Source organism: Streptomyces sp. CHD11, from assembly GCF_018638295.1.
GTDB lineage: Bacteria > Actinomycetota > Actinomycetes > Streptomycetales > Streptomycetaceae > Streptomyces.
This window is the reverse complement of the sequence record NZ_JABTTS010000003.1, coordinates 40,385-54,359: the sequence shown is the minus strand read 5'-3', so window position 1 is coordinate 54,359 and position 13,975 is coordinate 40,385. Positions and strand designations below refer to the sequence as shown.

Annotated in this window: 12 protein-coding genes and 7 pseudogenes; 10 read left to right on the top strand and 9 right to left on the bottom strand. The window is 67.5% G+C overall.

The genetic code is table 11. The features are described 5' to 3' along the window. Window positions 1-6: 6 nt before the first annotated feature. The 4 genes and pseudogenes from HTV45_RS03850 (at window position 7) to HTV45_RS03835 (ending at window position 1,675) form a co-directional block, all read left to right on the top strand. Window positions 7-588 (top strand): hypothetical protein, encoded by a 582-nt coding sequence (locus HTV45_RS03850; RefSeq protein ID WP_215204155.1) that lies wholly within the window; start codon window positions 7-9, stop codon window positions 586-588. 83 nt (window positions 589-671) lie between these two features. Then, window positions 672-869, top strand: a pseudogene (locus HTV45_RS03845) (IS630 family transposase); the annotation flags it as partial. 272 nt (window positions 870-1,141) lie between these two features. Next, window positions 1,142-1,315 (top strand): annotated as a pseudogene (locus HTV45_RS03840) (pirin family protein); the annotation flags it as partial. A 22-nt stretch (window positions 1,316-1,337) separates the two neighbouring features. Then, window positions 1,338-1,675 (top strand): annotated as a pseudogene (locus HTV45_RS03835) (GNAT family N-acetyltransferase). Between the two features lie 370 nt (window positions 1,676-2,045). On the opposite strand, the pseudogene HTV45_RS35180 reads toward HTV45_RS03835, so the two are convergent. The 5 genes and pseudogenes from HTV45_RS35180 to HTV45_RS03810 all read right to left on the bottom strand — a co-directional run. Further along, window positions 2,046-2,366: pseudogene (locus tag HTV45_RS35180) on the bottom strand (transposase); the annotation flags it as partial. 59 nt (window positions 2,367-2,425) lie between these two features. After that, window positions 2,426-2,553, bottom strand: a pseudogene (locus HTV45_RS03825) (IS5/IS1182 family transposase); the annotation flags it as partial. Window positions 2,554-2,708: 155 nt separating this feature from the next. Then, window positions 2,709-3,311 (bottom strand): response regulator transcription factor, encoded by a 603-nt coding sequence (locus tag HTV45_RS03820; protein ID WP_215204153.1) that lies wholly within the window; start codon window positions 3,309-3,311, stop codon window positions 2,709-2,711. Next, complete coding sequence (locus HTV45_RS03815; protein WP_215204152.1) at window positions 3,308-4,363, bottom strand: sensor histidine kinase; 1,056 nt, start codon at window positions 4,361-4,363, stop codon at window positions 3,308-3,310. Before HTV45_RS03815 ends, HTV45_RS03820 begins: the two co-directional genes overlap by 4 nt. Before the next feature lie 80 nt (window positions 4,364-4,443). Further along, window positions 4,444-4,662 carry a hypothetical protein gene (locus tag HTV45_RS03810; RefSeq protein ID WP_215204151.1) on the bottom strand — a complete coding sequence of 73 codons (219 nt, stop codon included), beginning with the start codon at window positions 4,660-4,662 and terminating at the stop codon, window positions 4,444-4,446. Window positions 4,663-4,864: 202 nt separating this feature from the next. Here HTV45_RS03810 and HTV45_RS03805 point away from each other — a divergent pair, with 202 nt between their 5' ends. From HTV45_RS03805 to HTV45_RS34765, 6 genes and pseudogenes are all read left to right on the top strand, one after another. Further along, window positions 4,865-5,752, top strand: coding sequence for an ABC transporter ATP-binding protein (locus HTV45_RS03805; protein ID WP_215204150.1), 888 nt, complete (start codon window positions 4,865-4,867; stop codon window positions 5,750-5,752). 84 nt (window positions 5,753-5,836) lie between these two features. Further along, window positions 5,837-6,556 (top strand): ABC transporter permease, encoded by a 720-nt coding sequence (locus HTV45_RS03800; protein ID WP_215204149.1) that lies wholly within the window; start codon window positions 5,837-5,839, stop codon window positions 6,554-6,556. A 206-nt stretch (window positions 6,557-6,762) separates the two neighbouring features. Further along, the gene (locus HTV45_RS03795) at window positions 6,763-6,912 is read left to right on the top strand and encodes a hypothetical protein (RefSeq protein ID WP_215204148.1); all 150 of its coding nucleotides are present in this window, start codon (window positions 6,763-6,765) and stop codon (window positions 6,910-6,912) included. A 482-nt stretch (window positions 6,913-7,394) separates the two neighbouring features. After that, window positions 7,395-8,681, top strand: coding sequence for a sensor histidine kinase (locus tag HTV45_RS03790; protein WP_251691226.1), 1,287 nt, complete (start codon window positions 7,395-7,397; stop codon window positions 8,679-8,681). Continuing rightward, a complete protein-coding gene (locus HTV45_RS03785) occupies window positions 8,678-8,890 on the top strand; it encodes a hypothetical protein (protein ID WP_215204147.1) in 213 nt (70 codons plus the stop codon). Before HTV45_RS03790 ends, HTV45_RS03785 begins: the two co-directional genes overlap by 4 nt. A 61-nt stretch (window positions 8,891-8,951) precedes the next feature. Beyond that, window positions 8,952-9,565: pseudogene (locus tag HTV45_RS34765) on the top strand (DNA-binding response regulator); the annotation flags it as partial. A gap of 478 nt (window positions 9,566-10,043) precedes the next feature. Here the strand turns inward: HTV45_RS34765 and HTV45_RS35175 are convergent. The 4 genes and pseudogenes from HTV45_RS35175 to HTV45_RS03755 all read right to left on the bottom strand — a co-directional run. Continuing rightward, a pseudogene (locus HTV45_RS35175) lies at window positions 10,044-10,169 on the bottom strand (TetR family transcriptional regulator); the annotation flags it as partial. A 141-nt stretch (window positions 10,170-10,310) separates the two neighbouring features. Then, a complete protein-coding gene (locus HTV45_RS03765; protein ID WP_215204146.1) occupies window positions 10,311-11,297 on the bottom strand; it encodes a hypothetical protein in 987 nt (328 codons plus the stop codon). Next, window positions 11,294-11,917 carry a hemerythrin domain-containing protein gene (locus HTV45_RS03760; RefSeq protein ID WP_215204145.1) on the bottom strand — a complete coding sequence of 208 codons (624 nt, stop codon included), beginning with the start codon at window positions 11,915-11,917 and terminating at the stop codon, window positions 11,294-11,296. Before HTV45_RS03760 ends, HTV45_RS03765 begins: the two co-directional genes overlap by 4 nt. Window positions 11,918-12,101: 184 nt before the next feature. Beyond that, on the bottom strand, window positions 12,102-13,841 hold the full coding sequence (locus tag HTV45_RS03755) for a pyruvate dehydrogenase (protein WP_215204144.1): 1,740 nt from the start codon (window positions 13,839-13,841) through the stop codon (window positions 12,102-12,104). Window positions 13,842-13,975: the final 134 nt, after the last annotated feature.

The window sequence follows — 13,975 nt, the reverse complement described above, 5'->3', positions numbered from 1 at the left end:
GTTCCGGTGAGGTGGCTGACGCTGTACGCCCGCTCCCGGCAGATCCCCGCGTCGCTCGCCGCGGTGGTCGCCAGCGCGGTCACGGTGGCGGTACTCACCCGGGACGGGCGTGAGGGCGACGGACCCACCGATCAGGGGCTGCCCGTACTCGTCCTCGCCGCCGGGGCGATGGCCGTCTCGGTCGGGCTCAGCGGGCAGGACCCCGCGCTGGACCGGACGGCGGCGATCCGCTGGGTGCCCCGCAGAGCGGCACACGTGCTGCTCGCGGGCGCGATCGTCGCCGCGGTGCTGTTGACGGTGCAGATCCCGGGCGGGCCCATGGCCACCGCCGCGTTCGTCGTCCGGGACAGCGCGGGCCTGCTGGGACTGGCCGCCCTGGGCGCGGCGCTCGCGGGCGGCCAGTACGCCTGGACGCTGCCGTTCGCCTGGCTCTCGGTCGCCATCTTCGCCCCGCCGCCGACAAACACACCGATGCAGGTGGCCACCTGGATGCTGCTGCCGTCCGGCACGACCGCGGGTATGTGGACGGCCCTGCTTCTCGCGGTAGTGGGCACCGCTGCCTACGCCGTCGCGGGGCCGAGGCGCTAGTGCTGTGACCGCATACGTTAGCCGGGTCGGTGGTTCTGGCGGTTGGATGTGCGGTGACGTCTGATCCGATCGCTGGAGGCGCGATGGCTGATCCCGTCCGTTTGTGCAGACTGACCGACCAGGAGGGGCAGAGGCTGCAGCAGATCGTGCGCCGGGGCAGCACCGGTTCGGTGCGTTATCGGCGGGCGATGATGCTGCTGGCTTCGGCCGGCGGGAACCGGGTGCCGGTGATCGCCCAGCTGGTGCAGGCTGACGAGGACACCGTCAGAGACGTGATCCACTTCCGTCAAGCGCTCGAGGACATCGTCCTGGGGCGCGAACCCTGACTCCTCCAGCTGCTTCCCGGCCGCCGACCGATACCGGATCTTGTAGGGGTGCGGGCACTTCGACCACCGCGACCGCGGATGCTCACACTCCGTGAAGAACGACCCGTCCCACGAACCAGCGAATCCCGCCTCATGGCCGACCGACACCCATGACTGATGTTGACAGTTTGCTGACCGTCAGGCATGCCGGACGTCGCTGACGTGCGGTAACGCTGATGGAGTTCGCTATGTGGTGGAACTTCATCGGCCGCAGCCACGAGGACATCGTGAAAGTCCGCGAGGACTGGGAAGCCTCCTCCGACCGCTGCGGCGTCATCGAGGACTTTCCCGGCGGTCGCCTCCCCGCACCGGCCCTGCCGAACGCCGTCATCACACCGCGCCGGAACCCGCCGGACCTCTGACCTCCCTCACGAAAGGCACACCATGAGCGAGTCCTCCACCACCACGGTCGTCGAGCGTGCGGACGCCGATCACGGTACGAGATCCTGGTCGACGGCCGACGCGCCGGTCTGACCGCCTACCGTGACCTGAACGTGCAGCGCGTCTTCTTCCACACGGAGATCGACGAGGCCTTCGCCGGCCAGGGACTGGGCTCACAGCTGGTCCAGCAGGCACTCGTTGACGTGCGCGCATCCGGCATGCGGATCGTCCCGGTCTGCCCATACGTCGCCAAGTTCCTCAAGAGGCACGATGAGTTCGCGGACATCACCGACCCGGTCACACGTGATGTCCTGCGGTGGCCGAAGGCGCAGCTCGGCTGAGGCCCATCCGACCGCCGAGGTAGTCGTGGCCAGGAGCGGACGGACTGGACCAACAACCACGGTCACGCGACACTTCGCCAGCAGTGCCTTTCGCTGGTCTCGACGTCCGCGTGCCGCCAAGAAGCCCCCTTCATGCCTCGGCGTCGGCCCGCTCACCCGATCCGCCATTCTGTTCGCAGCAGACCGCCCACGCGAACGGGGAGAACGGCCAGTCGGGGCGGACGTCTCCTCGACTTTGCTTACCCCGGAGCCCAACGAGGCGTAGAAGTGCCATCCCGCCGAAGGGGTTGTCTCCCATGCGGAGCGATCCCATCGTCCGCGCGCGGCGGCGGCTTCGCAGGTGGTGTGGAGGAACTCGGCGACGGCGCGGTCAGGGTCCGGCGCGCAGCGGACGCCTCGTAGGGAAATAGGAACTGCTGGAGTGCTTGATCGTGTTGCGCCGCCGGTAGGTCTTACGGTCGGACCCTGGCGGTCGGCCGCCGGGGCCACCGCGCCTCAGCCGGTTCCTTCGCTGGTCGGTCTTCTCGGGGATGGTGTGGGCGATGCCGCGGTTTCGCAGGTAGGCGCGGAAGCCGCGGGAGCTGTAACCCTTGTCTGCGATGACATGGTCGGGCCTGCAGCGCGGCCAGCCGGGGCCGGGGTGGGAAACACGGATCCGTGCCAGCAGAGGGCGTGCGCAGACACTGGCGTGGTTGGTTGCCGGGCGTCACCGGGATCGCGAGCCGGGCGGCCCTTGCCGTCGCAGGCAAGGTGGATCCTGGTGGTCAGCCCGCCTCGGGATCGGTCGAGGGCGTGATCGTCTGGTTCGTCTGCCGGTGGGCGCGGACGATGGTGGAGTCGATCCGGACCAGCCAGTCGATGTCGCCGGCCGCGTCGGCGTGGGCGAGGGCCATCCGGTGAGTGCTGTTGATCACCGCTCGAGTCGACTTCCCCACTACCTGACCACGATCAACCGTCCAGGTTCGACGTTTCACCGCCAACCGCGTACAAGCTCGGTAGGCCGATGCGCGACGCCCGCCGCCAGAACGGCCCGCTACAACCAGTCGTGTGTCCACGCATAGCGGGCCGCCTCGTGACGGGTGCGGGTCTGGGTCTTCTGCATCGCGTTCGACAGGTAGTTGCGGACAGTCCCCTCCGCCAGGTGCAGACGGGCGGCGATATCGGCGACGGAGTAGCCGTCGCGGGTGACGCGCAGGACATCGATCTCGCGATCGGTGAGGGGAGAGTCGTCCACCACGGCGCGCGCGGAGACGTCGGGGTCGATCCACCGTTTACCGGCGTGCAGGGTGGCAATCACGGACGTGATATGCGCGGGCTCGGCCGACTTGCTGACGAAGCCCTGAACACCTAGTTTCAGGGCTTTGCGCAGGACCCCGGGGCGGGCGTGGCGAGTCAGCATGAGGATCACCTGATCTGGCCGGGTACGGCGGATCTCGGCGACCGCTTCCAGGCCGTCGACCCCGGGCATCTCGAGGTCGATGACGAGCACGTCAGGCAAGTGTTCGAGTGTTTCTCGGACAGCGGACTCGCCGTCATGTGCTTCGGCGAGCACCGTGATCCCGCCTTCCAGGGCGAGCAGCGTCGCCAGCGCTTTGCGCAGCAGTGCCTCGTCGTCGGCCAGTACCACGGTCGTCATCGGTCGCTCCTCCCGTCAGGGAACTGCGCGCGCGTGAGGAAGCGCCCGTCACCTTTCTCCACGATCAGCTCACCTCCGTTGTCGGCTACGCGCTCCCTGAGCGTGGACAGTCCGCTGAGACCGGACAGGGGCGCGGGACCCACGCCGTCGTTGAGAACGGCGATGCCCGACTTCGAGAGCGTGATCTTCACGTAGGTGGCCTGCGCGTGGCGCAGAATGTTGGTCGTTGTCTCTCGCAGCACCTGGCCGAGCAGCTCGCCGACCCGCGCGGCGACTTCCGTTTCCCGCTCCACCCGGACGTAGATACCGGCGGCCTCGAAGAGGTTCTTGGCGTTCTCCAGCTCGGCGTAGAGGTTGAGCCGCCGTTGCCCGTAGGCGAGGTCCTTGGTTTGGGTGATCGTGTCGCCGACGAGGGCGTGCACCTCCCTCAGCTCCACCCCGGCGCGTCCGATGTCGGTTCCCAGCAGCCTCTCGGCCAGCGTGATCTTGAGTTTGACCACGTGCAGGGTGTGCCCCTGGATGTCGTGCAGATCGCTGGCGAACCGCATCCTTTCCTTGACGACGGCCAGTTCCGCCTCTCGTTCCCTCGAGTCCTCCAGTTCCTCGACGAGGTCGTAGAAGACCTGGCCGGCGAACATGGTGCCGGTCACCACTACGGTGACTCCCGCCGGGACCAAGACGTACAGGAGCAGCACATTCGTCGTGTCGTCCGGCGCGACCAGCAGTCCTGCCGCGCCCACGAGGGCGACGAAGGCGGCCAGCCCGATGGCGGCCAGGACGCGATGGCGCGGCAGCTTGGGGGCGTAGAGCGAGCCGACGACGGAAATTCCGTAGAAGGCGGCGTGTGCGTCCAGCGCCAGCGAGCCAACGATCCATACCGCGGCTGTGACGATCAGGCATGGGAGGACGACGCGCGGGATGCCGACTGCCGTCCACCGTATGGAGGCGACGAAGGCGGCGATCACGCCGGTGCTCAGGACGACCGCGTCCAACCAGGTCCGGGCATCGACCGCGACCACCAGCGTGCCTACCGCGAGGGTGACGACTGCCATCGCGGAAGCGTTGAGCCGACGCAACCGTTCGCGTGTCTCCACGCGACGCCCGATCATCCCGGCGCTGCTACCCTGCGGCCTCACCGCAGGGTCCACAGGCCGAGCACAGGGATCACCACGGCGTCTGGCGCGAGGATGCCCGCAGCCGCCCACCTGAGCCACTGGTGATCCTCGATCCATGACTCCATGGCATCAGGGTAAAGGCCGGTGCCGAGGTGACGGAGGGCAAAGGCGACGCAGGCCGTGGCGATGACGGCGGTATCGGCCGCCAGCAGGAGGTGCAGGGGCCGTGTGTTCATGGCGGTCTCTCTGGAATCGAGTGTTTGAGTGCGGACAGCGGGTGATGTCCGGGTCGGCAACGAGATGCGTTTGACAGCGTCAGCCTGCTTCCACCGATGCCACCAGTGACATCACGTCATGTCCTCGCCCTTGGAAATGTCACGGACTGGTCGTGACACCACGCCACTGCCGGCCTGTCGCGGCATGGAGTGCAATCGGAGCATGACCTCGACACCCGTCATCGATGTTGACCGGCTCAACCTCACGTACGGTGGCTTCCACGCCGTGAAAGACCTGTCCTTCCAGGTGGAAAAGGGAGAGGTCTACGCGCTGCTCGGCACCAACGGGGCCGGCAAGACTTCCACCCTGGAGACGGTGGAAGGCCACCGCTCGGCCGACTCGGGTACCGTGCGCGTCTTCGGGCGCAGCCCCCGGGACCGGCGGGCCGTTCGCTCCCGGATAGGCATCATGCTGCAGGAGAGCGGGTTCTCCCCGGACCTGACGGTGAAGGAGTCCGTACAGCTGATAGGCAAGCTCTCCCGTCGCACCGACACGGTCGAACGTGTGCTCGGTATTGTCGACCTGAAGCGCAAGGCCGACACTAAAGTGTCTCAGCTCTCCGGCGGTGAGAAGCGGCGCCTGGACTTCGCCACCGCCGTTTATGGCCGGCCCGAGCTGATCTTCCTCGACGAGCCCACCACCGGACTCGACATCCAGTCCCGCGACGCTCTATGGCGAGCCGTGGACAAACTGCGTGAGGACGGCTCCACCATCGTGCTGACCACGCACTATCTGGAGGAAGCCCAGCAGCACGCCGATCGCATCGGAGTCATGCATAAGGGCACCTTCCACCAGGAAGGCACCGTCTCCGAGCTGACCCGCACCCTGCCGGCCACCATTCGCTTCTCCCTGGCACCCTCCGCCCCCGGGCCGCTGCCGTTGCTGGTCACGAGCGACGACGGGGGAAGGTTCCTGATCGAGACGTTCGACCTCCCGCAAGACCTCTACATCCTGCTCGGCTGGGCGCACGCCCACGGCGTCGTATTGCGCGACCTCGAGGCCGGACCGACCCGACTTGACGACGTCTTCCGCGCGATCAGCAGCGACTGATGTCTCAGGGCGGTCTGGCCGGCCACCGGAAGCGGCCGCACCTCGCCCCCATACGCCGGAACCTCACAGGAATGAATCATCTCGATGCTCTCCATCGCTCTCAGCGAGCTGATCCAAATTTTCCGCAACCGGCTGGTGCTGCTGACCAGTTTTGTCATCCCGATTGCGCCGTGCGCGTTCTTCATCTACCGACACGACGTCTTCGCCGAATTGGGCAGCCTCGGATACATCGCTGCGGTGGTGATGTTCACCGTGGCAGCCTTCGGGCTCTACACGACGACGGTGACCACGCTCGCCTCGCGACGCCAGAACCTCTTCCTCAAGCGGCTGCGCAGCACCCCGGCAAGTGACGTCGCGATCCTCATCGGGCTGATGCTCCCGGTCACCGTCCTCGCGATCGTGCAGGTGGTCGTCATCCTCGCCGTACTGGCCGCGGTCACCGGAGCTCCGGACAGCCTCCCGCTGCTGGGAGCGGCCGTCGGTTCCACAGTGGCCATGATGCTTGCCCTGGGCCTGGCCACGGCGGGACTGACGAACTCCCCTGAGCACGCCCAGGTGACCACACTGCCCGTCAGCCTCGGCGCCATCGGTGTCTCCACCTGGGTGGGGATCACCGGCACTCAGGAGCTCACCGAACTCAAGCGGCTCCTCCCGGGCGGCTCGGCCACCGAACTCGTCCTCAACGCATGGAACGGCGGCGTACCTGTGGCGGACTCCCTGCCGCTGCTGCTGCCGACGCTGCTCTGGGTCGTCGTCGCCGTCGCGCTCGCCTCCCGTATGTTCCGCTGGGAACCACGTCGCTGACCGCACATCCTCGTCGGCATTCTCGGTGCAGATGAAGGGCCGTGGGTTCGCGTTCCTTCACGGAGGTGTGGACGCCGCGGCGGGTGAGTTTGTCGGTCAGCAGGTTGACCCGCTCGGTCTGGTTCATCCAGGAGGAGCCGGTGGGGTGAAGGCGAGTTGGCGCAGGCCACAGTTCGACAGCCCGGTGGCGTCGGTGGCGTTCCGATATGGCAGCGCCGTGGGTGATGTTGGAAGGCGGCGAACAGGCTGGTGACGCCGTGCCGGTGTTTGGCTCACTCAACCGGTACACCGTCCGCACCATGGTGTTCGCCGGTGACGCTCTCACCGGCAAGGCTCGGGCCGAGCACCTGTCCTAGGCCGCCGGCCGGCTGAGCAGATGCGGCTGCCTGCCGACGAAAGCAGGACGAGATTTTCGGACGGCAGCATGTCGATAACGGCAGGCTGGCGTGCGCTTCGTTGCCCTGGCACGGGCGTCACACCGCGCTGAGCGGGGCCCTGCCGGCGAACCGGCAGGCCCCGGCAACAAGCGAATCCGACCTGCAACATCCGTTGCAAGAAGGGTCCTATCAGTGGAAGAACCTTTGGGGCGCGAGTCCAGAGTGATCATGAAGACGCGTCACAGTCACGAGACGCACCGTCTGGCAAACAGTCTTCTCGGCGCCGCGAAACGTGACTCGATACCTGCGGAGAGTCGTGCACTCTTCCGGGACTTCGAGGTGGCGAACCTGCGGCATCACCACGAGACCGAGGACGCATGGCTGTGGCCGGAGACCCTGTCAGCCTCACCGGGGACAGGTCGTCTGCTCGACGAGCTCAGCCTGAAGCACGGGGAACGGTCATGCCGATGAAGGTCCAACTCGCCACGAAGCACGAGAAGCGAGGTGCCGGCGGGACGATCAGGCCCATAGACGGATGGCGGCGGCGGACCAGGTTCGAGAAAGTGGATCTCTACAGCCGCGGCACCCTTTACGTGACGTCCTGCCTCGTGCTCCTGGTGTGGGTCTGCATCCCCGTACTTCTCGCGGTGCCGGCCCAGCCGGTCCCGCTCGTACTGGCCGGACTGGTTACAGCCATCGCATCGGCGCTGGCCGGCGCCAGCATCAGCGCGGTCCGACAGGCGCTGAACTGCTACATACACCGAGGCCCTGCCCCCTGGACCCGCCTGTACTTGTGCGGAGGGCTGCTGGTGCTCCTCATGGCCACTTTCGCCGGCTTCGAGGCGTTGGTGGGGCTGGAAGCCGAGGCGGAGCAGATGGCCTTGCTGTTCGCCCCAGTTCCGTTCACCATCCCGCTCGCCATGATGGCGTCGGTGCGGGTCTTCGCCGTGCTGTACGGGGCAGCGGTGCTTATGGGCGCAGCTGTTCTGGCTGTGGCGGGCGAGCGAGGTGCAGATCTCGCGCTGGCACCCGTGATCATGCTGATCGGCTTTCTGCTGTCGGCATCCGTCGGCCGGTCCAGCGCGTGGTCGCTCTCACTCATGTGGGAGCTGAAGCAAGCCAAAGACACCGAAACACGGCTTGCGGTGGCCGAGGAACGACTGCGGTTCAGACGCGATCTACACGATGTGATGGGAAGGAACCTCACGGTGATAGTGCTCAAGAGCGAGCTGGCCGTGCAGATGGCACGGCGGGGCCGGCCGGAGGCTGTTGACCAGATGGTCGAGGTGCAGCGCCTTGCGCAGGATGCGCAGGGCGAAGCACGCGGGGTCGTCCGTGGATACCGGAAGGTCGATCTACGGGTCGAACTCCTGGGTGCAGCGGGCGTGCTCGAGGCTGCGGGAGTGCGCTGCTCCATCACCGGGGCGGACCAACCGGAGCTGCCGAGTGCCGTCCAGTCGGCCTTGGGCTGGGGGGTGCGCGAGGCAACGACCAACGTGCTGCGGCACGGGAACGCCCAGTGGTGCGCGATCACGCTGGCGGTCACCCCAGCGGCAGCCGGGCAACGCGCAGTGCTTACCGTCGAGAGCGACGGCGCCCTTATAGAGCCGCCGGGCACCACCCGCTCCGGGCTCCCAGGCCTGCGCGAGCGCCTGAGAGCCCTGCACGGCACGCTGCAGGCGGAGTTCGGCGAGCAAGGTACGTTCCGGCTGACGGCAGAGGTAGCGCTGGACGAGGTGACAGTGTGAGCAGCGAAGACGAGGATCGGCCGGACACACAGGCCGCGGGCGCACCGCCGCTGCCGCTCACGGATGACGAGCACCCTATCCGCAACACGATGGCCGCCATGCCATCCCTCGAGGACGACTTGACGCTCGTCGCCAGCCTGAACGAACGGATGGCCGCCCTGGCCGGCACCCCGGAGCCGGAACTCGGCGAGCGGGCGCCTTCGGGCTGACGGCATCGGTACCGCTGGGGGAGGTGGACATGTGAACGGCGAAGGCCAGGAGGCTCTGGACATGCAGACAGCGGACACATCGCCGCTGCGGGTGCTACTCGCCGATGACGAGCACCTGATCCGTGGTGCGATGGAGACCCTGCTGCCTTCGAAGGACGACTGACGGTCGTAGGCGAGGTCGCCGGCCACCGGGCCCGGGGCGCCGACCATGGCACTCGCACACCGGCCAGGACATCGCGATGCTCGACCTATGCCGGGTGCGGAGGGTGTGTGCGGCTACATCGCAGCGGTTCCAGCTGCCGGTGCCCCACCTTGATCGTGACGAGTCACGGCCTGCCGGGGTATCTGAAGCGAGTGCTGCCCGCCGGGTCCGCGGCTTCGTGCCGAAGACCGTGAGTGCGCAGCGGTTGGCCGAGGTCAACAGGTCCGTGCACACCGGAACCATTACGCAAAACCGGGGCCGGCCGCCGACGCCGTCTCCGCCGGCGACTCTCCGCTCATCGCGCGGGAAGCTGAGGTCCTGGAACTGGCTGCCCACGGAGCGCCCGTCCCGGAGATCGCTGAGCGTGCCGCACTGTCACAGGGCACGGTGCGGAACTACCTCGCCGGCGGCCACCAAACTCGGGGCGGAGAACCGACCCCGTGGTGCGTGTCGCGGATGAACGCGGCTGGCTGTGGGAAGCCCGGCACCGCGGCGAAAACACCGGCGCGAGGTCAACGTCACTCCTATCGACTTGCGCATGCACATCGGAGCAGCGCGGAAAGTGCCCTCGCTGGCCAGTTCGAGTAGGAGGTAGCAAGCCGTCGCGATGCTCGCCTCGTCCTGCTCTCCGTGGACGGCGGCCAGGGCGATCCCCTCCGCGGCCCGGCGCACGATCAGGATGCGCTCGGCGCTCAGCCCGTCGAGGGCGAGTTGCGTGTCCCACCAGGCGGCGTTCTCCTCCATGACCGGAGCGACCGCGGAGATCGTGTACAGGCCGCTCCACATCGGTGCCGACGTGAAGTCGCGGTTGGCCGTCACCTCGGCGCTTCCCGCGCACAGGGCGCGCACGTAGGCGCGGAGCATCTTGTTGGGGTGGTTCTCGGACAGGTCGAGATGGCCGAGAACCACCTCCCGGAAGCGTTCGTGCGCATCCGCCACGAGCGCGGCGATCAGCTGGTTCCTGCTGCCGAAACGATGGATCAAACCACTTCTTGATACTCCGGCGGCTGTCGCGACCTGGGCTAGCGTGACGGCGGCACCCTTCTCCAGAACCACCTGCGCCGACGCGTCGAGCACCGCACGCCGCGTGCGCTCGGCGTTGCGTGTCTGTCGCCCCTCGGCCACCGTTTCACCCGTCCGCCGTGCAACTGCTACTGACAGCCGGTCCCTTCTACGACACGGACAAAGGGTTGATCGGGACGCCGGACTGGGAAGGAGTCAGCCCTCCGGCCGGCTTTGCTGGTCGGCAAGCCTCAACAGCCGGTCGCGGGTGCCGTCACGTCGGGCCCGCCATACACCGTGCTTGGCCAGGAGCCCACTTGCCAGGGCCTGGACCGTCCTGTTCGGCGGTGCCGCCAGTCCGGTGGAGGTGTGGGGGGCGTAGCGGGCCTCCGCCCCGCTCCCGGCCGTCAGCCAGCCAGTGAGTGTGGTCATGCTCAGCCCAACGTTCTGCGGCCGGTATGAGTGTGCGAGGAATCCCGCCCGCCTCTCGCCGGGTGGAAGCAGCTCCGGCGCCGCCAGAAGCCGGAACCCCGTTGCGTCATGCCCAACGATCTCGACGGGTACCACGACGGGGTAACCATCGGCCCCTCGGTAGGCCAACAGTCGGTACGCAAGAGGCCGTATTTTCCGCGCCAGTTTGCTGACGTCGACTCGAGGTGCCGTTCCGTTCCGGGGTGCCTGCTGCGCTGCGGGATGGCCCGGCCAGGCGGGGCCGCTGACCAGCCTCGGCCCGGAGGCGGCCAGGTCCGGCCATGTGGCGACCCTGGTGACGTCGACGTCGACGAAGACCCGTTCCCGCTGGTACTCGCGCATTATCCAGCCCCAGGCGCTGCCCGTCCACTCCGAGCCGAAGAAGCGTTCGGACGCCTTCGTCAGGTCGTCGAGCCGCTGCTCGGAGGGGTGCATCTGCACCAAGGCGTCGCCCTGGGCGAGGACGTAGTCCCACTGCCGGGCGAATCCGTGCTGGCGTGCGTGGTAGGCCAGGGCGACACGGGGGTTGTGGAGAATTCGTTCCAGCTTCCTGGGAAAGCCGAGCGAGGTCGTGAATCCGATCCGCCCCGCCGTTCTGTCGGTGAGACCCAGAGGGGAGACGGTGACGACGACCGCGCCGCCGGCAGGGGTGATGTACGCGACCGCGACGTTCAGGTCTCCGGAGAACACCTCGTGGGCCGTGTCCGGCCAAGGGAGGGGAGTCGACGTCATGAGTCGAGTCCTCGCAGTACACGCAGGTCGGCGGCCGCTTGGCTGCTCATCGCCGGTATCAGTGAGCGCAGGCCGTCCGGCAGGTTCACCAACGCCGACCGCACCTCCTCCGGCGTGCCAGCCTCTTCGAACAGTCCGATCGTGAGATGCCCGGCCACCGTGGGGGAGGATGCGATCACGCGACGGGAGAAGTCGTCCCACTGGTCCCGAGTGACGTGATCACGAAGCGCGGGGAACAGGACGGGTTCCTCGTGCGCGAGGTGGCCCCGGACGCTGTCCCGCACCTCAAGGGCTGCCGCTCGAAGGGCGGTGCGGGATCCGCTCGAGGGCCGCCCAGCCGGCGAGGCGGTGTCATCGCCGGCTGTCGGTCCGTGGATCTCTGCTTGCGCGAGACGGTCGAGTGCTGCTTCCAGGTATTGGTGCTCCCTGCTCAGTTCGTCGAGCAGCCGGGCTGTCCCCGGCGCGGCCGAAAGGATCAGCGGCCACAGCCACGCGTCCTCGGTCTCATGGTGATGCCGCAGGTTCGCCACCACAAAGTCCCTGAACAGCGCCAGGCTCTCCGTGGGTACCGAGTCACGGTCGACGGCATCGACGAGAAGGCCGGTCGCCAGACGATGCATCTCGTGCGTCAGGCGCGTCTCTGTGACCGCTCCTGGATTGTGTCCGGAACATTTTTCCACCAGTGCAACCTCTCTAAAAGGGATCTGGATGGTCGGACCTGCAACTGCGGAGGGCCCGTCGGGTCGCACAGGGGCCCGTACACTCCCGCGGCACGTACGCACCGGGGTAACGAAGTGCCATGTTTCAGGGGTGGGGAAGGTTGCGCAGGTTGGCACGGGCCAGGTCGAGCATCCTGCCGACGCCCCCGTCGAGCACGGTCCGGCCCGCGGCGAAGGCGATTCCCCTGACTTGGGCAGCCGATATGTGCGGCGGGATCGACAGGGCGTTGGGGTCGGTCACCAGGTCGACCAGGAACGGTCCGTCATGGGCCAGAGCCCGCTTGAGTCCGCCGGCGACGTCCCCGGGGTGCTCGATGCGGATCGCCTCGATGCCCACACCGCGGGCGATCGCCGCGTAGTCCACCGGTTCGTGGTCTGTCCCGTGCTCGGGCAGTCCCTCGACCAGCATCTCCAGCTTCACCATGCCGAGCGAGGAGTTGTTGAACACGACCGTCTTCACCGGCAGATCGTGCAGCTTCACGGTGAGCAACTCGCCCATCAGCATGCCGAGTCCACCGTCACCTGATATCGAGATCACCTGGCGGCCGGCGTCGGCGAACTGTGCGCCGATGGCGTGCGGCAGCGCGTTGGCCATCGTGCCGTGGAGGAACGATCCGATCATCCGGCGGCGCCCGTTGGGGGTCAAATAGCGTGCTGCCCACACGTTGGACATACCGGTGTCCACGGTGAATACCGCATCGTCGTCCGCGAGTTCGTCCAGCACGGATGCCGCGAATTCGGGATGGATCGGTATGTGCCGCTCGACGTCGTGGGTGTAGGCGGAGACCACCGTTTCCAGGGACCTGGCGTGCTTGCGCAGCATCCGGTCCAGATAGGTACGGTCCAGTTTGGTTTCGACCAGAGGGAGCACGGCCCGCAACGTCTCCCGCACGTCGCCGTGGACACCGAGTTCCAAGAGCGTGCGACGGCCGAGCCGGCCGGCGTCGTGGTCGATCTGCACGGTCCGCGCCTGGGGCAGGAAGTCGTTGTAGGGGAAGTCGGTTCCGAGCAGCACGACCAGATCGGCTTCGTGCATCGCGTCGAAGCAGGCGCCGTAGCCCAGCAGGCCGCTCATGCCGACGTCGTAGGCGTTGTCGAACTGGATCCATTCCTTGCCCCGCAGGCTGTGTCCCACGGGAGCGGCGGACTTCTCGGCGAGCGCCATGACCTCGGCGTGGGCGTCCCGCACTCCCGCCCCGCAGAAGAGCATCACCTTCCGAGCCGCGTTCAGCTTCTCGGCCAGCTTTCGCACCTGGGAGACGGGCGCGGCGACCCTGCCGCGCTCGGTGACCAGGTCGCTGCTTCCCGTCGGACGGGTCGCCTTGTCGTGAGCGACGTCACCCGGTACGACCAGGACCGACACCCCGCCGTTGCCCAGCGCGCGTTGCATGGCGATCCGCAGAACCCGGGGCATCTGGCCGGCAGAGCTGATCATCTCGCAGTAGTCGCTGCAATCGGTGAACAGCCTCTCGGGATGGGTCTCCTGGAAGAAGCCTGTACCGATCTGGTGGGACGGGATGTGCGAGGCCAGGGCGAGGACGGGCGCACCCGAACGGTGCGCGTCGTACAGTCCCTGGATCAGGTGTGTGTTCCCCGGGCCACAGCTGCCCGCACACACCGCGAGTCTGCCGGTCAGCTGCGCCTCTGCCGCCGCGGCGAAGGCGGCGGCCTCCTCGTTCCGGACATGGACCCACTCGATGCCGTCGGTACGGCGCACCGCGTCGACCACCGAGTTCAGGCTGTCACCCACCACACCGTAGATCCGCTCCACGCCCGCCTGGCGCAGGACGTCCACCATCTGCTGGGCCACGGTCAGATTCCGCATTGCCGGACTTCTCCCCTCGCACCGCACACCTGTCTCGTGTGACTGTCGCCCACGAATATAGTTGATGCATCTACTTCATGGTCGCGTGGTCGGGTCGCCGGAAGGGCGCAAACAGGGGTTGACGCCTACGCTGC

What these genes read in the sequence shown, in the direction of transcription:
- HTV45_RS03760 (WP_215204145.1), bottom strand. Translation starts at nt 11,917, where the DNA reads ATGCATCGTCTGGCGACCGGCCTTCTCGTCGATGCCGTCGACCGTGAC.
- HTV45_RS03790 (WP_251691226.1), top strand. Translation starts at nt 7,395, where the DNA reads ATGCCGATGAAGGTCCAACTCGCCACGAAGCACGAGAAGCGAGGTGCC.
- HTV45_RS03795 (WP_215204148.1), top strand. Translation starts at nt 6,763, where the DNA reads ATGGCAGCGCCGTGGGTGATGTTGGAAGGCGGCGAACAGGCTGGTGAC.
- HTV45_RS03755 (WP_215204144.1), bottom strand. Translation starts at nt 13,841, where the DNA reads ATGCGGAATCTGACCGTGGCCCAGCAGATGGTGGACGTCCTGCGCCAG.
- HTV45_RS03815 (WP_215204152.1), bottom strand. Translation starts at nt 4,363, where the DNA reads ATGGCAGTCGTCACCCTCGCGGTAGGCACGCTGGTGGTCGCGGTCGAT.
- HTV45_RS03820 (WP_215204153.1), bottom strand. Translation starts at nt 3,311, where the DNA reads ATGACGACCGTGGTACTGGCCGACGACGAGGCACTGCTGCGCAAAGCG.
- HTV45_RS03805 (WP_215204150.1), top strand. Translation starts at nt 4,865, where the DNA reads ATGACCTCGACACCCGTCATCGATGTTGACCGGCTCAACCTCACGTAC.
- HTV45_RS03765 (WP_215204146.1), bottom strand. Translation starts at nt 11,297, where the DNA reads ATGACGTCGACTCCCCTCCCTTGGCCGGACACGGCCCACGAGGTGTTC.
- HTV45_RS03800 (WP_215204149.1), top strand. Translation starts at nt 5,837, where the DNA reads ATGCTCTCCATCGCTCTCAGCGAGCTGATCCAAATTTTCCGCAACCGG.
- HTV45_RS03810 (WP_215204151.1), bottom strand. Translation starts at nt 4,662, where the DNA reads ATGAACACACGGCCCCTGCACCTCCTGCTGGCGGCCGATACCGCCGTC.